Here is a 20,163-nt window from a genome sequence, read left to right as displayed (position 1 = left end):
TTATATCTTTTTTATTTTCATATAATCAAATATATTTGATTAATTTTATAATAAGAATATATTTTCTTTTTCACATTTATCTATCATTTCTTTTGGCCAAATAGAAGCTTGAACTTCTCCTATATGAGCTTTTCTTAAGAAAAACATACAAATTCTAGATTGGCCTATTCCTCCACCGATTGTTAATGGTAACTTATCTTCTAAAAGCATTTTATGGAACTCAAATTCTTTTCTTGATTCACATCCAGCTAAAGAAAGTTGTTTTTCTAAAGCTTTTTTATCTACTCTTATTCCCATTGAAGAAAGCTCAAATTCTCTTTCTAATACAGGATTCCAGAATATTATATCTCCATTTAATTCCCAATCATCATAATCCGGTGCTCTTCCATCGTGTTTTTCTCCTGATTTTAATAGATCACCTATTTTCATTATAAATACAGCGCCTTTTTCCTTTGCAATTGCAGATTCTCTTTCTTTAGAAGTAAGTCCTGGATACTTATCTTCTAATTCTTGTGATGTTATAAAGAAAATTTCTTCAGGAAGAATTTTTTGTATCTTGTATAATTCATACATATGTTCTTCCGTTTCTTTAAAAACACTGTATATAGTATTGACTATATCCTTTAGATACATTTCACTTCTATCTTCTTTGCTTATAATTTTTTCCCAATCCCATTGATCTACATAAATTGAATGTAAGTTATCTAAATCTTCGTCTCTTCTTATAGCATTCATATCTGTATACAACCCTTCATGTATATCAAATTTATATCTAGCTAAAGCCATTCTCTTCCATTTAGCTAAAGAATGTACTATCTCTGCTTCTGAATGATTGTCTCCTCTAACATCGAATGATACTGGTCTTTCTACTCCATTCAAGTTATCATTAAGACCTGATTCAGGTTTTACAAACAACGGCGCCGATACTCTCGTTAAGTTTAATCTATCTGATAAGTTTATTTGAAAAAAATCTTTTATTTGTTTTATAGCAATCTCAGTTTCTCTAAGTCCTAATTTAGGTTCATATCCTGTAGGTATTATTAATCTTTCTAACATAATGTCTATTCCTCCTAGTTATTGTTTAATTTAAATTTTAGTATTTATAAGACTATAAATCATTACTTTATTTAAACATGGCCATGTTTTTTTGTAATAAAAAAACCTTTCATCTCTATAATAAATATAGAGACGAAAGGTTTAACTTCCGCGGTACCACTCTAATTAGCTCTAAGCTCTCTTTAACAAGTACGAAGTTTATATAACTTGATACTGTCTAACTATAACGGTTTAGATCCGTCTAAGCCTACTCTCATACGATTTCAGTTAGAAACTCAGAGACGTTCTTCGCTATATTTTTTATATCGATCTCTCACCACCATCGATTCGCTGAAATAAAACTAATATAGTTACTCTTCTCTTCATAGTCTTTAAATCAATTTGTTTATCTTTAAAATGTATTATATATTTATTATTTCCAATTGTCAATATAATAATATATTTTTTTATATAAATTTCATAATATCTAGGAATATGTATATAATCACTTGCATATATTAGAATAAATTAAATCATACTTTTATATTACATATTAATAGTATGATTTAAATTTTTATTAAAAGGGGGACAAACATATGAAAAAAATATTTGTTTTTTTATTGACTTCACTATTATTATTCAACCTGACAGGATTTACATTTTGCGATAAACAAGAATATATATATACAGGTTACTACAACGGAATGATTGATGATAATTCTATAGAGGTCTCCTCGAACAATGAAACACTAGTATTGAGACTACCAGCTAAATTAAAATCATACTTCATTCAAAATATATTAAATGAAAATGAATATATAGAATTTAAATACTCTAAAAATGAATATAATCAATTTATTCTACATTATATAAATTTCAAAAACAAATAGTTCACATTAAAAATATTATGTAAACTATTTGTTTTTACTAAATAATTTATTAAAACTTGTTGGTTTGTTTTTATATTCTTCTTTTTGAATTAAAATTTCAACTTTACAGTTAAGATCATATACCATATTCATTAATCTTTTATTTTCTGACCTTAATTGATTATTCTCAATTTTTATCAAATTTATTAATTTTTCTATTTTTCCATCAACTTTATCATTTAAACAGTTATTAAAATTATCTAACAATGCATTATTATTCTTTTCAAATAACTCATTTGTAAAATTTGTTATATAATTTTCAAAATTTCTTCTTGCATCATTTTGAGATTCTAAAGAAATATAGCTGTTATTTTCTATAGAATTTTTTATTGTATTTTGCAAATCTTCATTATATTTATTAGCATTATCTAAAAAAAATTGTTTTTTATTCTTTTTTTCATTTCTTGATTTTAATATTTCTTTAAATTCATTGATGTTTTCAAGGGAGTATCTTCTATGTCCTTTCTCATTTCTTTGAACACTTATACTATATTTTTCTTCATATTTCCTAAGTGTAGACTGAGAAACGTTTATTATTTCAGATGCTTCTTTAGTAGTATATAGAATATTATTAAGATTATTGTAATGTATATTAGTTGAATTACTAGTCATTTTTTTACCTCCTATATTGATACAATAGCTTAAAATCATACTATAAAACTGTATATTAAAAATGCATATATTGTCAAGTAAACAATATATACACTTTTAATTTTATTTAAGCTTTCCTTTTTTACCATTAGGAAGCATATTATCATCTGGAGAATATCCCTTTTCTTTATTAAATTTTCTGCGTTTACAATATTTATTTTTCTTTCCTTTACAATATAATTCTATTAAATTATTGTATAATCCTGTCTCTTCATACTTTTTTATAAATCCACAGTGTTTAAATCTAGAGCATTTTTTCATTTAAAATGTCCTCCTACTTTTTGATATAATATATGGTATCAAAAAGTATAATGTGATTATTAACTGTTGTATCAATCCTATTTTTTGTTTTGCAAATGCTGCTTGCATTTTTTTATAAACATATCTATATTTTTATCTTCTTCTTTTATTTTTTCTTCACACATATTTCCTCTACCTAGTCTATCACAAGTTCCAAACAAAGCTAATTCCTCAACAGTTGTTTCAGATAGCATTTCATCTATTTTTGCAAAAGGTAAATCTTTTACTACAAATAATAAGTGCATATGCCATCTTACAAGAATACATACTTCATCAATAAATTTATTATCATCTGTAAATTCTACTAAGAACTCTCTTGCTAACTTTGAACCTATAGAATCATGGTTATATGATGTTATCTTCTTTTTACTTACTTTAGTTGTAGAGGGCTTCCCTATATCATGAAGTAAAGCTGCCCACATGAATACTCTAGAATCTTTACTAAACCTCTTTTTATCAGCAGCAATATCAAGTACCATCATAGTATGATTCCATACACTTCCTTCAGGATGATATTTCTCAGATTGAGGAGTATCTTCTAATTTTTTTAACATTGAAAATGGATATTCATCTAAGATACTATCATCTTTTATTTTATTGAAATATACCGAAGGCTTGCTATCATCTAACAAATGATTATTCCATTCTTTGAATATTTCCATCTTAGAGTTCATAAAAAAACCTCCTAAAAAATATAGTTTATATTTATACAGCTTTCATTTGATTTTTAAAATTTAATCCTCTTTATAATACAATCTATTTTTATTGAAATATTTAATACTAATATTATCCCATACAAATATAATAATATTAGCTTTTATATAAGAATTGTAAAAGTGATTTATCTTAAAGCTTTTAACTTAATATTCCAGAATATATTCATTAAAATCGGTTATTATAATAGTACAGCGAGAAATTAATAAACAACTACATAAATTGCAGAGATGTATAAATCTATATGATTTTAAGCACTCATGTATTGTAGTTTAATTATTAACTTCTTGTTTAATATAAAAGAAAGCTTAGAATAAATTCTAAGCTTTCTTATTATATTTACTTGATATAGTCATAATTAGATATATACTTATCTAAATTTCTTTGAAATTCAAATTTATTATTCATATAATCAAGTTCTTTATTCATCATATCTATTTTAGCATTTTCAATATCCATTTTACTCAACCTACCATATTCAAAAAAATTATATTTATTTTCAAGAATAGTTTTAGAATTTTTTAAAATTTGTTCATTATCATTTAATTTTTCTCTTGATAAAATAAGTTGAGAATATTCATTTTCTAATTCATTTTTTATTGAAATTTCTTTTTCTTTATATGATTCTTCATAATTATTTAAAGTTCGCTCTTGCTCTTTGTACATATATGTATTTGGAGGATATTTAATTTTAATATTATTTAAATTTAAATTTTGTATTTCATAATTATTTTTCAAACTTACATAGTCATATCTATTTTTCAAAACCACCTCCATAATATCTGCAGGTTTTTTTATATTCTTAATATCCATATCTTCATGCATATTATCTAATACAACAGTATATCTTTCATTAATTTCATGGCCCATTAATTGATTTAAGCTACTATATAGATTCTTTAATTCAATTTCTTTAGTACTTAATGATGTAACTAATTCATCATATTTATTCTGACTACTTTCTAAATCAATATTAGAAATTTTACCAAGTTTATTTTTTAACTTTGATATCTCCAGCTTCTTATATTCATATTCAATGTTTATTTTTGCTATTTCTAGTTCTTTTTGTTTAATTAAAATATCTTGAAATGAATTTAATACTTTTCTTTTTATTTGATCTTCATCTTCTTTTAACTTTAATTCGCTACCTTTTATCTTTATATCTACTTCTTTCATTTTATCACCAGATTCATATTTATAATCTTCAAGTGTTGAATAATCTGATTTTGAATTCTTTATTTGTTTTTCTTGTCTTCTTGTTTTTGAACGTTCATCATGCAATGCATCTAAACTTCTATTATCTTCTTTTAATATATTTGAGTTTAATATAGCTTCACTTTGAGCTTTTTCCAAAGTTAATATATTATTTTCCAAATCATTTGCAAATGATTTGAATTGTATAATTGAATTAAAAAGTGTAAATACTACAAGCATAATAAATAACACTATACGTCTATTCTTTTTCATATTAACCTCCATTCAAATTTTAATTTACTCGTATCTAAGCGCTTCTATAGGATCAAGCTTAGCTGCTTTATTTGCAGGATATAACCCGAAGAAAATTCCAACAATAGCAGAAAAAGAAACACTTATTAGTATATATTTAATAGGTACGCTAGGACTTACTTTTAAAATAACTGCAGCTATATTAGATACTCCCAATCCCAATGTAACTCCTATTAATCCTCCTAGTCCTGATATTATCATAGATTCTACTAAAAACTGAAGTAATATATCTTTTCTCTTAGCTCCTAGAGCTTTTCTTATTCCAATTTCTCTAGTTCTTTCAGTTACAGAAACCAGCATTATATTCATAACCCCTATTCCTCCAACTAATAAAGATATAGCAGCTACAGCTCCTATTCCTAAAGATATTTTACTTAATACATTATCCACTATATTCATTTCACTTTTTGAAGATCTTGCATCATATAAATTTTCTTTATTTTTGATTCTAGATACATATTTTGAAATTTTATTGCATGTTGAATCAATATCAACAGTTTTAGATAATTGAGCCTGAACTGAACTATATAAACCATCATATTGTACTATACTTACTGGTTGATAAAGTAGAGTTGTATCTTCTTTATTAAATTTATCAAATAATGAAGGTGGATCTTGATATACACCCACTATAACAAATCGTTGTCCAGAGTCTCCACTTTCTATCTTTATAGTTTCTCCAACTACATTTATTCTTTTAAATAATTTAAGAGCTAATTTTTTATTTATAACAGCTACATATCTTCTTCCTTTAATATCTGATTTATTTAAAAACCTTCCATTTATAATATTTACTTTTCCTACATATTTATAATCTTCATTTGTCCCCTGTATATCTACACCTGCAAATGATTTGTTTTTCTTAGCTTTTCCAGATCCCCAAGTAATAGGAGATATATATTCTATTTCTTTTGAAAATGTATTCTTTATTTTTTCAATTTCACTATCATTTAAAAAGTCAGTAGACCTTATTTCATCACTCCAATTTAAACGAATATTTACTCTATGAGTACCAAATCCTTCAAATTCTTTACCTATACTTGCTTTACCAATCTCTCCTAGAGTCATTATTGTAATAACAGAACTAATTCCTATTATTATACCAAGCATTGTCAGAAAAGATCTCATCTTATTTGCTCTTAGACTGGATATAGCTAGCTTAAAATTTTCTAAAAAAAACAAGATAATAACCTCCAATCTAAAAATTTATAATCTATTTTTAACAAGTTCGTCTTTTATTAAAACTCCATCTTTAAAAGCGACTATTCTTTTACAGTGCTGTGCAATTTCAGGTTCATGTGTTACAAGTATTATTGTTACACCTTCATCATTCAACTTTTTAAAAATCTCCATTACTTCATCTCCTGATTTTGAATCAAGATTTCCAGTTGGCTCATCTGCTAAGATTAAAGGTGGTTCATTAGCCAATGCTCTAGCTATTGCAACTCTTTGTCTTTGACCTCCAGATAACTCATTTGGCATATGATGTATTCTTTCTTTTAATCCAACTTTTTCTAAAATGGAAATAGCTTTTTTTCTTCTGTCATTTTGATTTTTTCTAGCATATAAAAGCGGTAATTCTACATTTTTCAATGAAGATGTTCTTGGAATAAGGTTAAATGACTGAAACACAAATCCTATTTTTAAATTTCTTATATCTGATAATTCTTCTTCATTTCTATCTTGTATAGGTATTCCATCAAGTAAATATTCTCCAGAAGTCGGTTTATCTAGACATCCTAAAATATTCATAAAAGTAGACTTACCCGATCCAGAAGAACCCATGATAGCTACAAATTCTCCTTCTTTCACAGTAAGAGAAACATTTTTTAGTGCAGGAACTTTTATATCTCCATTTTGATATACTTTTTGTAGATTTTTAACTTCTATCATTTTTATACCTTCTTTCTGACTACTTCATAGTAGAAACCTTCATACCATCTATAAAAGTTTCATTAGGATTAAGTGCTACTTTATCACCAGATTTTATATCTTTTGAAATAACTTGTACAACTAAATCACTTTGAATTCCTAGTTCAACAGGAATTTCCTTTAAGGTTTCATCTTTTACAACAAATATGCAATTAGTTTTATCTGGTTTTTCATAGATTGCTTCATAAGGAAGAACTAATGCATCTTTTTGTTTTTCTGTTTCTATTTTAGATTCAATTACAAGTCCTGGTCTTAAACCTTCTATGCTTCCAGTTAACTCTACTTCTACAGGGATTATTATTTGTTTACCTGAAGCAGATCCCTCTTTTACTCGTGCTGTTGGATAAATATTAGTTATCTTTCCTTTAAAAGTAGCATCTGAAAGAGATTCAGTAGTTAAATTTATTTCTTGTCCCTTATGTAATTTACTTATATCAAATTCATTTATATCAAATGTTGCTTTTAAATTATTTAAATCTTCTATAACGAATATTCCTCCAGCGCCTTTAGGAATTGAACCAATTTTTGCATTAACAGCTGTAACAGTTCCATCAATTGGACTTTTTACTGTTGATTTACTTAAATCGTCTATTTTTTGTTTCAAATTTAATTTTTTAAGTTCTAGTGATTTTGCATCAGAATCACTATTTTTTTCTCTTATAGCTTTATTTAAATCTGATTTTATTTTCTCTAGATTATTTTCCGATTTTTTATACGTATTATAGTCAGAATCAAGTTCATCTTTACTTATGCTTCCTAATTCATATAGTGATTTAGAACTTTCATATTTTTTCTTAGCAATTTCAAAATCCATAGTTTGATTTTCTACATCTTTTTCTAGAGCTTGTACACGTTCTTCACTATTTTTTTCATTATATTGAGCTTCTTGAATTTCAAATTCAAGTTTTGCAGATTCAATATCTTGATTTAATTGTTTCATATCAAATGTTGCTAATTTCTGTCCTTTTTTTACTTTATCTCCTTCTTTAACAAATATATTATCTACTATATATGTAAGATCTGAAGATATTTCTGATTTTACTTTGCTTTTTAATTCTCCTTTAACATATATATCAGTACTTATATCGCTTTTTGATATATCAGTTGTTGTTACTGACATATCATCACTTGATCCTGATGTTTTTAAATTCAATACTACAAATAATAAAATGACTATACTCACTGATATACCTATTATTTTCTTTTTTTTTGTCATTTAAATTACCTCCCACCTTGATTTAATTACATGGAATAAATTGTAATTATTTTATTTTATAGTAAGATTATAACATTCTAGTATTTTATTTTTCTTAAAATTTCCTTAAATTTTTCTTAAATTTCGAATTATTTACAAAAAAAATAGTAGAACAACACATTATGTGTTGTTCTACTATTTTTCGATTTCACTATCGTCTATTAATTCTATAATTTCAGGATTATTATTTTTATTGTTTCTGTTGTTTCTATTTTTTTTCTTTTTATTTAATTTTGGTTCATTATTAATTTCTTCATTAAGATATTCTACATTTTCTTCTCTTACTTCGTTTTGTTTTTTTTCATCCGAATTTTCACGTTTTGTTTTTTTTACTTTTTTACTTACTTTCATTTCTTTTTTATTGTTATCATCGGTTGTATTTTTTTTCTTGTTTTTTTTGAAAACTTTAAATAAGCTCATAATTGACCTCCTTATTATTAAGTACATATTATTTTATGTTTTATGTTTTTATATTGTTACATTAAATTTTAAATAATTTCTTTTTATCTTCTACTAGGAATAATATATTCTAAAAGATGCCATTTGCATTAATTGCAAATGGCATCTTTTAGAATATATTATTCTGTATTTGATTTTTCTGAGTACATGTCCATAATGCATGATCTATTCCTCTTGATATAAATTCAGACATCTTCATTATTAATTGTAATCTTGTATTTTGTAAAACCATAAATTCCATAAAACCTGATACATTTACTATTCCCAATATATTTATATCTCCTACAGAAGGTAGTTTTTTGTTTACCCCTGCTCCCGGTTTTAATGCACCATTTGATACTTTAATACATCCTATTCTGTCAGATGCACCTAAACATGCATCTATAGCTATTATAAAGGGGTTTTCATAATGTTTATTTATATATTCAATTGTATCGTTTAAATTTTTTGCATGAACAGGCTCTTCTAATGTTCCATGTATATATATATCTTTGTATTTATTTATTTTATTTTGAAGTTTATATCCGATTAACGGCCCAAGAGAATCCCCAGTACATCTGTCTGTACCTATGCATAGTATCACTATTTCTTTGTGATCTTCTTTATAATTTCCTTTAATATAATTTTTGAGTATATTAGGAAAATGTATGTAAGCATTATTATCTTTTATATTTATCTCATTCAACTATATTCACCTACCTTTTCTTACAATACAAGTTTTTCCTGAATATACGAAAAAAATTCATCTATATTAAATATAGATGAATTTTTTTGATAAATGGGTATTATTCATTATTTATTAAGTTATCTTCTTCATTTTCTTTTGCCTTTAAAAATATATTAAACTCAACTTCAGATATTATCATTCCTAAGAGTATTAAGAATGCTCCTATTCCTGTTTTTATAGTAATAACTTCAGAATATAAAAAATATCCGAACATAGCTGCAAAAACAGGCTCTGCTGAATAAATTAAGGCTGTATGATTTGAAGTCGTAAACTTTTGAGCAACACTTTGTATTATAAATGCACCTGAAGTACATATCACACTTAATATAATTATATTAATCCAAATATCATTACTAGATGGCATTACAGGACTTTCTATCGCAATCGAAGTTATAGAACTTAAAAAAGCAACCACTCCAAATTGAATAACAGCTAATGCTATAGATTCACATTCCCAAGTATATTTTCCTACAAATATTATGTATATAGCAAATACAACAGCGCATATCAAAGTATATATATCCCCCCTATTAATACTTGTTATGTTTTCATTTAAAGTTAACATAGCAAGCCCTATTAAGGCAAGTATTGCACTTACTAATGATTTTTTTTGAGGAAATTCCTTAATCATAAGAGCTGATAGTATAGGTACCATTATAACATTTGAACCAGTTATAAATGCAGATTTTGAAGGGGTTGTATAATTAAGACCAACTGTTTGAAATGCATAATGTGCATAAAGTATAATACCTAATATAAGTTCATATTTTATACTTTTCTTATCTGCTTTAATCATATTTTTAAAGAATATACAACTTGATATTATAAAAGCTATAAAAAATCTTATAGCTAAAAAATTATATGTTTCTAATTCAGATAATGAATTTTTTGTAAGTATAAAAGAAGCTCCCCATCCTATAGTTACAAATAGTAAAGCTAGATCCGCTTTTAATTGTCTGCTCATTATAAACTCCCTCTTATCACTTTTTTCATTATATAGTTAAACTTCCTTTAATAAATTCCTTCAAAATACATTTATCTAAAAGCTAAAAATTTATTCAAAGTAAAATCTCTACTTGAATTAAGTTTCGCTTTATATATATTCAAAATTCATCTTATTATTCCTTGAAAGATTTTATTTGTCATAGTAAAATATACTCTACACTATATAAGTATAAAGGATGTGTAATAATTTGCGTTGGTTTGATAAAAGGTATCGTTCTCTAAATTTTGAACTTAGAGAAATATTTAATGAAAAGATTTTTAAATTATCACTAGATGGTGGATTTACTTGTCCCAATAGAGATGGAAAAATAGGTTTTAATGGATGCATATTTTGTAGTGATAGTGGTTCTGGAGAATATGCTTCGAACAGAGTTTTAACTATAGATCAGCAGGTTAAAGATCAAATCAGTCTACTAAGTAACAAATGGCCTAACGGAAAATATATTGCGTATTTTCAAAATTTCACAAATACTTATGCTGATATAAATGCATTAAGAGAAAAATATGAAGCAGCTATTAATTGTGATGATATAGTAGGCATTGCAATAGCAACAAGACCAGATTGCTTAGATGATGATGTTATACAGTTATTAAGTGAATTAAGTAAAAAAACATACCTTTGGATTGAACTTGGACTTCAAACTATACATGATGAAAGTGCTAAATTTCTAAGAAGGGGATATCTTTTTTCTTTATTCGAAGAAAAAGTAAAAAAATTAAGATCTTATAATATAAATATCGTTACCCATTTAATATTAGGTATCCCAAACGAAACAAGAGAGATGATTTTTGAATCAATCTCAAAAATCTCTAATATGGATATTCAAGGGGTTAAACTACATCTTCTTCATATAATCAAAGGAACTGATCTTGAAAAGTATTATAATTCAACTAAATTTACTTTGTTAGAAAAAGAAGAGTATATACATTTAATTTGTGATATTTTAGAAAGGTTAAATCCCAATATAACTATTCATAGATTAACTGGAGATGGATCTAAGGATACATTATTAGAGCCCTGGTGGAGTCTTGATAAGAGAAGTATTTTAAATGGTATAGATAAAGAACTTTCAATTAGAGATTCATTTCAAGGTAAATATTATTTATCTAAAATGTAAATTTTATATGGGGATAATAGTTTTTTATTTATTAACCCCCTATAAAATTTAATTTAAAACCACCTTTAACATATTCAATATTATATATTCATATACCTTCCATTTATACCTATCCACTCGACTTGTTTTTTATAGTCTGGCATTATTTTTGCAACCATCTTCCAAAACGATTTAGAATGATTCATATGAGCCATATGACTCATTTCATGAATTATAACATAATCTATGACCTCTATAGGAGCCATGATTAACCTCCAATTAAATTGTATGTCTCTATTAGAATTGCATAATCCCCAAAACTTATTTGATTCTACAACTTTTATTGATTTAGGTTTTGACTTAAAATCAGACTGATAATACGATACTCTTTTCTTTACTTGTTTTAAGCATTGTTTTTTCAAATATTTCTTTATAATATTTTTTACTTGCTCTTGTTCATCATTTTGAGTGTTTATTACAATATCATTATTCTGTATTGATATATTACTTTTTTCTAAATTTTTATCCAAAACTATTTTTATGAAGTATTTTTTACCCATATATAAAATTTGTGTATCATTTTTGGTTTTAACTTGTTGTTCTTGAGATAATTTTCTTATCTCATTTAATTTTTTTGAAATCAAATCAAGTTTTGACTCAACGATGTTCATCACTTGATCCTGATTAGCTTCTTTTGGTGCTAGCACCCTTATTTTAAGGTCATAATCTATTTTAATACTAATACTTTTCCTTTTCCTATATTCTATTAATATATTTATTTCTTGACCCTTATAGTTTATTATCATAATTATTACCCCTATTAAGTCTGTATCATATTCTTTGCAAAATTTATAGCTGTATCATCTTTTAAAATTTTATCTAGACTGCATATTAAATCACTTTTTTCTTTCTCATTTATATTAATATTATTTAATATTTTATCTTTTATTTCTAGTATTTGATTATTTTTAGTTTGTAAAGCTTCATCATATTTATCTTCCATTTGAGACCAATTTTTGTTTAATAAGTTTATCAAAGATGCCATTTCATCAGAACTTCCAGCTATTCTATTGAATAACAATAAATTCAATGCTAAAACTTCTGGAATTTCTTTATGACTATATCTAAGTTTATGATCTATTTCTCCATACCCTTCCTCAAATATAGTTCTAACTTGAATTTCTGCAATAACCTTCTGATTCGTTGGAAAAAATTCAATTAAATAATGAACTGATCTATATCCTGATTTTCTAGAATTAATTTCAATTCCTAATTCTTTAAATTTTTCAGTATCATCTCCATCTCTAACATTTGCTGTTATTTCTATTACTTTCCATGTCTTCATTATAAATTTATGTATTTCTTCCCAATCTTCTTTGAATATGTGTATTGCTCTAATTCCTATTAAATCAGTTATTTCTTCTTTATAATTATCTACAGTGAAAGAAAAATCTTGTCCATATTTTTGTTTTCTACTAGGAATTTTTCTTATTATTTTTTCTATCAGTCTATCTGGGTCTTTTACTCTAGATTTAACAGAATGTATATTTTTATGTGTTCTAAAAATTGTAGCTATAAAATCAGCTTGACTTTCATAACTCTTTTTGTATTCGTTGAAATCATTATATATATCATTTATCACTTGCCAATCTATATCCATAGTTTTTATTTTATCTGCTAAATGGTATTTCTCTAAAAACTCTTCTTTGTTTATTATCATTTATTTTCTCCTTTGTTTAGATTATTATCTTTAATTCTTTAAATCCAGTATCTTTACAGTATTCTCTTTTAAAAATAAACTCTTCTAATTCCCCTATAACTATTTCAGCTGTTGTATATATATGGCATCCATGCATAAGGTGTCCTCCTATACAAAATCCTTTATCATTTGCCAAAGATATATGCAAATGGAGTCCATCTTGAGATAATGTACCTTGCAAAGATATTATTTCAAATTTTTCGTTGTATTCTTTTATTATATTCTCATCAGCCAACCTTATTTTTGCACAATTTAAACTACCTATACACGTCATAATTATGCCTGATTTAATATTGTTTTGACAAACAAAATTTTCTACTTCCTCTTTTAGGTCTTGTCCCGGCTTCATTCTAATGGCATAATATCGCATTAGTATATCCTCCATTTTTATAAAATTCATTTTTCACAATTTACTTATCTATATTTTCTCTAAACTCTTTCTTTATTATTAAAAAACTCTCCATATCATTCAAAAATTGAAAAAGCATAGCTCTATTTTCAAATTCCTCTCTGTCTATAGGAAGCGGCATTTCTTTAAAAATAGACCTTAATTTATTCAATTCATTTATCATTCCTTGTGCAGTATTTTCTTCATATAATAAATTTGCTACTTGTTGTGTAAAATCAGATATCATTATAGCTTGATCGTAAGTCATAAAAAACCTTTGAAAATGTTCCTTCATACGCTTTATAGTTTCATATTGTTTAACTCTCATTTCCATATAATGAACATAATAGCTTTCATTTTGAAATACATAATTATTAAAATTAACATAGGATAGCTTCAATGCCTTTTGTAACCTTTTTTCTAATTCATCAAATAAGTCATCATATTCAAATGTCACAGTATGATCTTTTAAAGCTATAGACATTTTATGTAATATTTCCTTCATCTGTTCTTCAATATACATTTTGTCTTTCCTTATCTTATTTTCTATACTAGGCATATAAAGATTCAATATCAATGCTACTATTGCACCTGTAATCATAAGATTCATTTCATTTTTTAGCCAAAACATTTCCACAGATTGTTCTACAAGTAAGTGAGATACCAAAACTGAGCTAACTACTATTCCCTCACCTACATTAAATTTTACCGCAGTTGGTATAAATAGTATTAGAAATATGCCAAAGCTTATTTCGCTATATCCAACTAAACTAAATACTATAAATGCTATCAATAAAGCTAATATGCATGCACACACTCTTTGAATGGCTATTTTAACAGATTTTCTTTTTGTACTTTGAATGCTTAAAATAGTTATTATTCCGGCAGATACAGCGTATTCAAAACCTATATTCTTTGATATGATTATTGAAATTGCTGCACCTATAGCTGTTTTTAATGTTCTATGTCCTATAAATTTCATAAACACTCCTTTTTTATATTATTTTACAAAAGCCTATTATTCATTTTATCATAAATATAAAACCTCCTAAACTAGATTTTATACCAACATTTTATTGCTTCATATAGCTTAAGAGGTTTATCTTTTATATTCAATTATTCTTTCTGAATATTTTTTGATTTCATACATAAAATTTTTTAAAGTGGGTTTTTATTTAATACTGATTTCTATCATATAAGAAAACTATTTCTATAATAACTAATGAAAGGTGATACAATGAGAAAAAAAAGATACTTCCAAAATCACTATAACTATGATAAAAGTAATAATACTTATTTAATTAAAGTGTCTCTTGATGATTATGATGATATATATGATGATTGGGACCCTTCACCTTTTAAGAAAAGAGATATTGAAGACGAATTTAATGATTTTATAGTAAATTCATCAGAGGATATACCTTTAAATTTCAATATTCAGATTGTTCTTCATTTACCTGAATATAGAAAAGATGTAAAGAAAGAAGTAGCTTTATTATCAGCTTACAAAAATTATTACAGTTATGCTATAGAAAGACTTACAAAAAATAAATTAAACCTTCACAAAAAAACTTTATCTTATTTATTTCTTTCTATTTTATTTCTCAGTATGGGTTATTTATTTATTAAAGATATACAAAATGTATTTCTTAATATTTTACATGAAGGAATATATATAGGTGGCTGGGTGTTTTTATGGGAATTTTTTACTAATATTTTTATAACCACAAGAGAAGTTCAAACTGAATATAATATATATAAAAGATTATATCAGTCTGAAGTTAAATTTATTTATAAATAAATTCATTATCTATTTACTTTATTACATAATTCCTTAGTATAGAATAAAACAACCTCATTAAAATGAGGTTGTTTTATTCTTTCATTTATAATTAATAATTTTATTTTTTATCTAATAAAATTTGTAAATATTTTATCTTCTCTTTTTGGTTCATCAACCATTCCCTTACCATTTTCAATCAACTTCAAACACCATGCCATATTTTTCCCAAGAACTCTCATTATTTGAACTCCTTCTTCATCTTTTAAAGCTTCTCCAGGCTTTGTGCCATGGATAACATTCCAATAATTTGAATTTGGCATTACCATTTCAGAATAATTAATATAGTTATTTAATTCATTAAATGTCGTAAGTCCACCTGAGCGTCTTACAGCAACAACTGATGCTCCAACCTTATGTCTTAATATTGAATCATTAACACCTGTAACATAAAAAGCTCTATCTAAAAAAGCCTTCATAGTACCAGAAATAGATGAATAGTATACGGGAGATCCTAAAATTATGCCATCTGCTTCCTTCATTTTTTGAATCCATTCATTAACTTCATCTCCTTGAAGAACACATTTTTCATTTTTGTTCTTTATGCATTGTCCACATGCAGTACATCCTCTAATTGACTTATTTCCGACATGAATAATTTCTATATCTATATTTTCTTTTTCAAGCTCTTTTGTAACTATTTTTATTGCATGATAAGTATTTCCCTCTTTCTTTGGACTTCCGTTAAAAGCTACTACTTTCATTTAATCCCACTCCTTTTTAAAAATTACTTTGTTCAAAGTATAAACCGTATAAGATTGTTAAACAAGTACGCACTTTTTAGTTAGACTTCTTACTTTTAGGTAAGATTTAAGTAAACTACCGCCTTAGAACGTATTAAAATTTCATGATTTTGTGTTAATATTTATGTTATGCTATAATTTATATTAACTATTTATTAAAGAAGTAGGTGAAATAATGCTTGAATATAACAATAAAAAATATGTCTGTCATCTTGATCTTGGAATGGACTTAATACGAGGTAAATGGAAAGCAGTTATATTGTGTCATTTAAATAAAGGACCAAAAAGATTTTTAGAGCTTCAAAAAATCACATGTGGTGTTAGTCAAAAAGTATTGAATGAAAAATTAACAGAATTAGAGTATAATGGCTTGATTTCTAAAAAAGCGTACCCTCAAGTACCTCCTAAAGTAGAGTATAGCCTTACAAATAAAGGTAAGGAACTATTTCCTGCACTTGATTTATTAGAAAAATGGTCAGTAAAATATTTTTCTGATTTATAAATAATGGTTCATCCTCTTTTTCCTAAGAGTTGAACCATTATTTCAAATTATTTTAAATATAATGGTCTTGTAGAGTTTCTATCACACCTCATACATCTTGAAACCTCTTTGTTTGCCTCATCTTTTGTGTATACTCTAGACACAGTATCGAAGTTTCCTTTTATTTGAGAAGGATTTTTATGTTTTTCAACAACTTTTTCAATATCCCAAATCGTACAATTTAATGGTTTTTCAGGTATTTCTATTTCTTTACCCAAATATAATCCATCCCCTCCTAAATATTTATCTATAGCTATTGCAGCTTTTTTAGCTTCAGCTATAGCCTTTATTGCTATACCAGGTTTATACATATCTCCTGCTGCAAATATTCCTTTACTACTTGTTTCAAATGTATATTTCTCTACCTTAATCCATCCTCTTTCATCAAGTTCAATATCTTCATCTAAATAACTATTATCTGGTCTTTGACCTATTGCAAGTATTAAGCTATCTATTTCAAATGTCTTTAAATCTTCTTCATCATATACTGGGCTAAACCTTCCTTCATCATCAAGTATTGATAGACATCTTTTTAAAGTTATTCCTTTTAACTTTCCATCTTCTACATTAATATCTTTTGTTCCATATCCATTTACAAATTGTACTCCTTCTTCTACTGCTTCATTTTTTTCTTCATCACTTGCCGGCATTGTCTCAAATGTTTCAAGAGAAGCTAATATTACATTTTTAGCTCCAAGTCTAATAGAAGTTCTAGCAGCATCCATGGCAACATCTCCACCACCAATTACTAGTACATTTTCTCCAATTGTTCTTCTTCCCTGTACTTTTACTTTTCTTAAAAAATCTACTGCTGTTTCTATGTCTTTAATATCAGGCCCAAATTTATTACCTATATGACACCCTGTTGATAAAAGTAGTGAGTCAAATTTTTCTCTTAGTTCTTTAAGAGTAATATCTATTCCAACTTTTGTATTTGTTACAATTTTTACCCCTAAACCTTTAATTAATTTGACCTCTTTGTCTATAGTTTCTTGAGGTAGTCTATACTCAGGAATTCCCATAGCAAGCATCCCACCAATAACTTTAGCTGCTTCATAAATAACTACTTGATACCCTGTTTTTGCTAGATAATATGCAGCTGTAAGTCCTGATGGACCAGCTCCAACGATTGCTACTTTTTTGCCATTACTATCTAATTTATCTTCCTTATAATCTCTCATTTTCAATGTCATATCACATGCATATCTCTTTAATGCTCTAACTCCTACTGTACTTTCAATTTCTCCTCTTCTACATCTATCTTCGCATGGGCGAGCACATACTTTACCACATACAAATGAAAGAGGATTATTTTTTCTCATTAAGTCATAAGCTTCTTCTACCCTATCATGCTTCATAAGCTCTATATATCCTGGAATATAAACCTCAGCAGGACATGCATTCATACACTGAGCGATCATCAATCCTCTACATATACCATTTTTACATTTTTTATCTATAATATGATCCATAAACTCATCTTTAAATTCAGAAGTTATATATATAAATATTTTATGAAGTAAATCTTCTGCATTAGTACCTGCTTCTTTATTTACTTCATTAATTAATTCTTCAAAATCACATTCTGTTGCTATACCCCCAGCAATATTTTCTAATAGGTGATTTAATTTTCTAATATGTTTGTTATCAAGACGAAGTTCTCTAACCATAAATCTAGTTAAAAATCTCAAATAATCAACAGGACATAAAAGATCACCTAAGAACATAATCATATTTGCATTCATATAATCTTTATAATCACTCATCTTTTTATTTAGATCTTTTCCATTTATACATATTCCTAGAGGTCCTCCAACTTGAACTAATTTAACATTTCTTCTATTTTTCATTCCACCTGCATATTCATTTAAAACTTCCTTAATAGTTTTATCAGAAGAAATTTCAAATTCCCCTTTTTTATTGATATCTCCCAATATGCTAATTATTTTATTCATTGTTTTCACCTTCTTTTTTTGATAATAAAAACTCTTTGTCAAGTTGATCTCTCTCTAAATTGTACATATAGTATTGAGGTAATGATTCCATACACTGTTCATACCCAATCATACTAAAAGGACATACTCTTACACACTTTAGACATTCTTTTGCTGTTGTCATTAATTCCAGACAAGTTGAAAAGCGTGTTTGGCGTTTTATCGACCCTTTATATTTTTTCTCCTCTTTTGGTATTGAATTAGATGGACAAGATTTTTGGCACATTCTACATCTTGAACAAAATTCCTCTATGTTAAAATCTTTAGGTTTATCTAATACAAGATCTGCATCTATTAAAATAGAACAGTATTTTAATCTTGTTCCTGCCTCTGGAGTTACACATACTCCATAAGTTGAATAATTACCTAGCCCAGCATTTACTGCATGTGGTGAATATTTAATAGAGCCATCCCATCCTCTTGCTCTGCAATCATATCCCTTTGATCTAATAAAATCAGCTACTTTATGTACATTTCTCGCACACCCTGTATACGCTCCAAAAGCTCCTAATTCTCCTTTAGGATTTGGATAATTTCCCATCACATCTTCAGGTATTTCATATCCAAGAAGTATTATGGTATCAAATATAATCTCATCATCAACTCCCATCGATACATACCTTCTATCTATTTTCGTTACACCTGCACTTGCAAAACCTAAACTCTTTGCATATTCAAAAATTTCTTTTTTTAGTTTCAATAAGTCTTTTTCTTTTTGTTTTTCAGGTTTAGGTACATCAATACCTTGTGCTTCATTGTTGATTCTTTCCATAGAAATTTTTTGATCCTTCATATAGTTCATTGGATCTCCAGTTATTTCTTTATGCATCAATCCAAAAAAACTAGCGCTTTTGCTCTTTATTTTATTCTTTACTTTATTCATAGGTGGAGGAGCAACTGTATAAGGTTCATTTTCTATAACAAGATCAAATTCTTCAATGTCAACTAAGTTTACATACGGATTATTATCCGTAATAACTTTGCCTGTGTTCTCTAAAATATTGTACATACCGTCAGGATTCCATCTATATATTCTATCTTCTGATGTTCGTTCAATCATCTGCTTTTTCTCATCTTTCCATTCTTTTACCAGATCATCATATTTTATCATTTTCATTTTTTTATTTTCCACTCTTTTCACCTCTTTTTTTAAAGATAAACCGCACGCTAACAAGTGTTAGTTAGTATGTTGATTTATTTTAACACTATTAGCGTTCTTTGTCTATCTTTAGGTTGATTTTTTTATATTTCATTTATCCGAAAGCTAAAAGTTCTAGATTAGCTGAAC

At 26.5% G+C, this 20,163-nt stretch carries 22 protein-coding genes and 1 other annotated feature; of the genes, 4 read left to right on the top strand and 18 right to left on the bottom strand.

The window, feature by feature from the left end:
- Positions 1-45: 45 nt before the first annotated feature.
- Positions 46-1,056 (bottom strand): aspartate--ammonia ligase, encoded by a 1,011-nt coding sequence (gene asnA, locus P4S50_RS07800; protein ID WP_277734202.1) that lies wholly within the window; start codon positions 1,054-1,056, stop codon positions 46-48.
- Between the two features lie 125 nt (positions 1,057-1,181).
- Positions 1,182-1,431, bottom strand: a binding site (T-box leader).
- Between the two features lie 200 nt (positions 1,432-1,631).
- On the opposite strand from asnA, the gene P4S50_RS07795 reads away from it, so the two are divergent.
- Complete coding sequence (locus tag P4S50_RS07795) at positions 1,632-1,925, top strand: hypothetical protein (RefSeq protein WP_277734201.1); 294 nt, start codon at positions 1,632-1,634, stop codon at positions 1,923-1,925.
- Between the two features lie 24 nt (positions 1,926-1,949).
- On the opposite strand, the gene P4S50_RS07790 is transcribed toward P4S50_RS07795, so the two are convergent.
- From P4S50_RS07790 to P4S50_RS07745, 10 genes are all read right to left on the bottom strand, one after another.
- Positions 1,950-2,576: a MerR family transcriptional regulator gene (locus P4S50_RS07790; protein ID WP_277734200.1), complete on the bottom strand. Its 627-nt coding sequence runs from the start codon at positions 2,574-2,576 to the stop codon at positions 1,950-1,952.
- A gap of 102 nt (positions 2,577-2,678) precedes the next feature.
- Positions 2,679-2,876 (bottom strand): hypothetical protein, encoded by a 198-nt coding sequence (locus P4S50_RS07785; protein ID WP_277734199.1) that lies wholly within the window; start codon positions 2,874-2,876, stop codon positions 2,679-2,681.
- Positions 2,877-2,953: 77 nt separating this feature from the next.
- Positions 2,954-3,589 (bottom strand): HDIG domain-containing metalloprotein, encoded by a 636-nt coding sequence (locus P4S50_RS07780; RefSeq protein ID WP_277734198.1) that lies wholly within the window; start codon positions 3,587-3,589, stop codon positions 2,954-2,956.
- Positions 3,590-3,968: 379 nt separating this feature from the next.
- Complete coding sequence (locus P4S50_RS07775) at positions 3,969-5,096, bottom strand: TolC family protein (RefSeq protein WP_277734197.1); 1,128 nt, start codon at positions 5,094-5,096, stop codon at positions 3,969-3,971.
- Positions 5,097-5,120: 24 nt separating this feature from the next.
- Positions 5,121-6,317 (bottom strand): ABC transporter permease, encoded by a 1,197-nt coding sequence (locus P4S50_RS07770; RefSeq protein WP_277734196.1) that lies wholly within the window; start codon positions 6,315-6,317, stop codon positions 5,121-5,123.
- A 24-nt stretch (positions 6,318-6,341) separates the two neighbouring features.
- Positions 6,342-7,028, bottom strand: coding sequence for an ABC transporter ATP-binding protein (locus P4S50_RS07765; RefSeq protein WP_277734195.1), 687 nt, complete (start codon positions 7,026-7,028; stop codon positions 6,342-6,344).
- 19 nt (positions 7,029-7,047) lie between these two features.
- Entirely contained in the window at positions 7,048-8,283 is a 1,236-nt protein-coding gene (locus P4S50_RS07760) for an efflux RND transporter periplasmic adaptor subunit (RefSeq protein WP_277734194.1), read from the bottom strand.
- Positions 8,284-8,457: 174 nt separating this feature from the next.
- Positions 8,458-8,742: a hypothetical protein gene (locus P4S50_RS07755; RefSeq protein WP_277734193.1), complete on the bottom strand. Its 285-nt coding sequence runs from the start codon at positions 8,740-8,742 to the stop codon at positions 8,458-8,460.
- A gap of 148 nt (positions 8,743-8,890) precedes the next feature.
- A complete protein-coding gene (gene yyaC, locus P4S50_RS07750) occupies positions 8,891-9,466 on the bottom strand; it encodes a spore protease YyaC (protein ID WP_277734191.1) in 576 nt (191 codons plus the stop codon).
- 100 nt (positions 9,467-9,566) lie between these two features.
- Positions 9,567-10,472: a DMT family transporter gene (locus P4S50_RS07745; RefSeq protein ID WP_277734190.1), complete on the bottom strand. Its 906-nt coding sequence runs from the start codon at positions 10,470-10,472 to the stop codon at positions 9,567-9,569.
- 229 nt (positions 10,473-10,701) lie between these two features.
- On the opposite strand from P4S50_RS07745, the gene mnmL reads away from it, so the two are divergent.
- The gene (gene mnmL / locus P4S50_RS07740; RefSeq protein WP_277734188.1) at positions 10,702-11,631 is read left to right on the top strand and encodes a tRNA modification radical SAM protein MnmL/YtqA; all 930 of its coding nucleotides are present in this window, start codon (positions 10,702-10,704) and stop codon (positions 11,629-11,631) included.
- An 80-nt stretch (positions 11,632-11,711) separates the two neighbouring features.
- Here mnmL and P4S50_RS07735 read toward each other — a convergent pair whose 3' ends face one another.
- Genes P4S50_RS07735 through P4S50_RS07720 form a run of 4 tightly spaced genes read right to left on the bottom strand, consistent with a single transcriptional unit; the run spans position 11,712 to position 14,739 of the window.
- Complete coding sequence (locus P4S50_RS07735) at positions 11,712-12,416, bottom strand: M48 family metallopeptidase (protein ID WP_277734186.1); 705 nt, start codon at positions 12,414-12,416, stop codon at positions 11,712-11,714.
- A gap of 14 nt (positions 12,417-12,430) precedes the next feature.
- Positions 12,431-13,330 carry a GTP pyrophosphokinase gene (locus P4S50_RS07730; RefSeq protein WP_277734185.1) on the bottom strand — a complete coding sequence of 300 codons (900 nt, stop codon included), beginning with the start codon at positions 13,328-13,330 and terminating at the stop codon, positions 12,431-12,433.
- 16 nt (positions 13,331-13,346) lie between these two features.
- A complete protein-coding gene (locus tag P4S50_RS07725) occupies positions 13,347-13,739 on the bottom strand; it encodes a PPC domain-containing DNA-binding protein (protein WP_277734184.1) in 393 nt (130 codons plus the stop codon).
- A gap of 40 nt (positions 13,740-13,779) precedes the next feature.
- Entirely contained in the window at positions 13,780-14,739 is a 960-nt protein-coding gene (locus P4S50_RS07720) for an aromatic acid exporter family protein (RefSeq protein ID WP_277734182.1), read from the bottom strand.
- A gap of 255 nt (positions 14,740-14,994) precedes the next feature.
- Here P4S50_RS07720 and P4S50_RS07715 point away from each other — a divergent pair, with 255 nt between their 5' ends.
- Entirely contained in the window at positions 14,995-15,558 is a 564-nt protein-coding gene (locus P4S50_RS07715; RefSeq protein ID WP_277734179.1) for a hypothetical protein, read from the top strand.
- Between the two features lie 107 nt (positions 15,559-15,665).
- Here P4S50_RS07715 and P4S50_RS07710 read toward each other — a convergent pair whose 3' ends face one another.
- On the bottom strand, positions 15,666-16,301 hold the full coding sequence (locus P4S50_RS07710; protein WP_277734177.1) for a flavodoxin family protein: 636 nt from the start codon (positions 16,299-16,301) through the stop codon (positions 15,666-15,668).
- 214 nt (positions 16,302-16,515) lie between these two features.
- Here P4S50_RS07710 and P4S50_RS07705 point away from each other — a divergent pair, with 214 nt between their 5' ends.
- A complete protein-coding gene (locus P4S50_RS07705; RefSeq protein WP_277734176.1) occupies positions 16,516-16,842 on the top strand; it encodes a winged helix-turn-helix transcriptional regulator in 327 nt (108 codons plus the stop codon).
- Between the two features lie 47 nt (positions 16,843-16,889).
- On the opposite strand, the gene P4S50_RS07700 is transcribed toward P4S50_RS07705, so the two are convergent.
- Entirely contained in the window at positions 16,890-18,836 is a 1,947-nt protein-coding gene (locus P4S50_RS07700) for an FAD-dependent oxidoreductase (RefSeq protein ID WP_277734175.1), read from the bottom strand.
- Positions 18,829-20,007: a 4Fe-4S dicluster domain-containing protein gene (locus tag P4S50_RS07695; RefSeq protein WP_277734174.1), complete on the bottom strand. Its 1,179-nt coding sequence runs from the start codon at positions 20,005-20,007 to the stop codon at positions 18,829-18,831. The genes P4S50_RS07700 and P4S50_RS07695 overlap by 8 nt, the downstream gene beginning before the upstream one ends.
- Between the last annotated feature and the right edge of the window lie 156 nt (positions 20,008-20,163).

This window comes from Tepidibacter hydrothermalis (assembly GCF_029542625.1).
GTDB lineage: Bacteria > Bacillota > Clostridia > Peptostreptococcales > Peptostreptococcaceae > Tepidibacter_A > Tepidibacter_A hydrothermalis.
The sequence above is the reverse complement of the archived record's forward strand: the minus strand, read 5'-3'. Positions and strand labels throughout refer to the sequence as shown.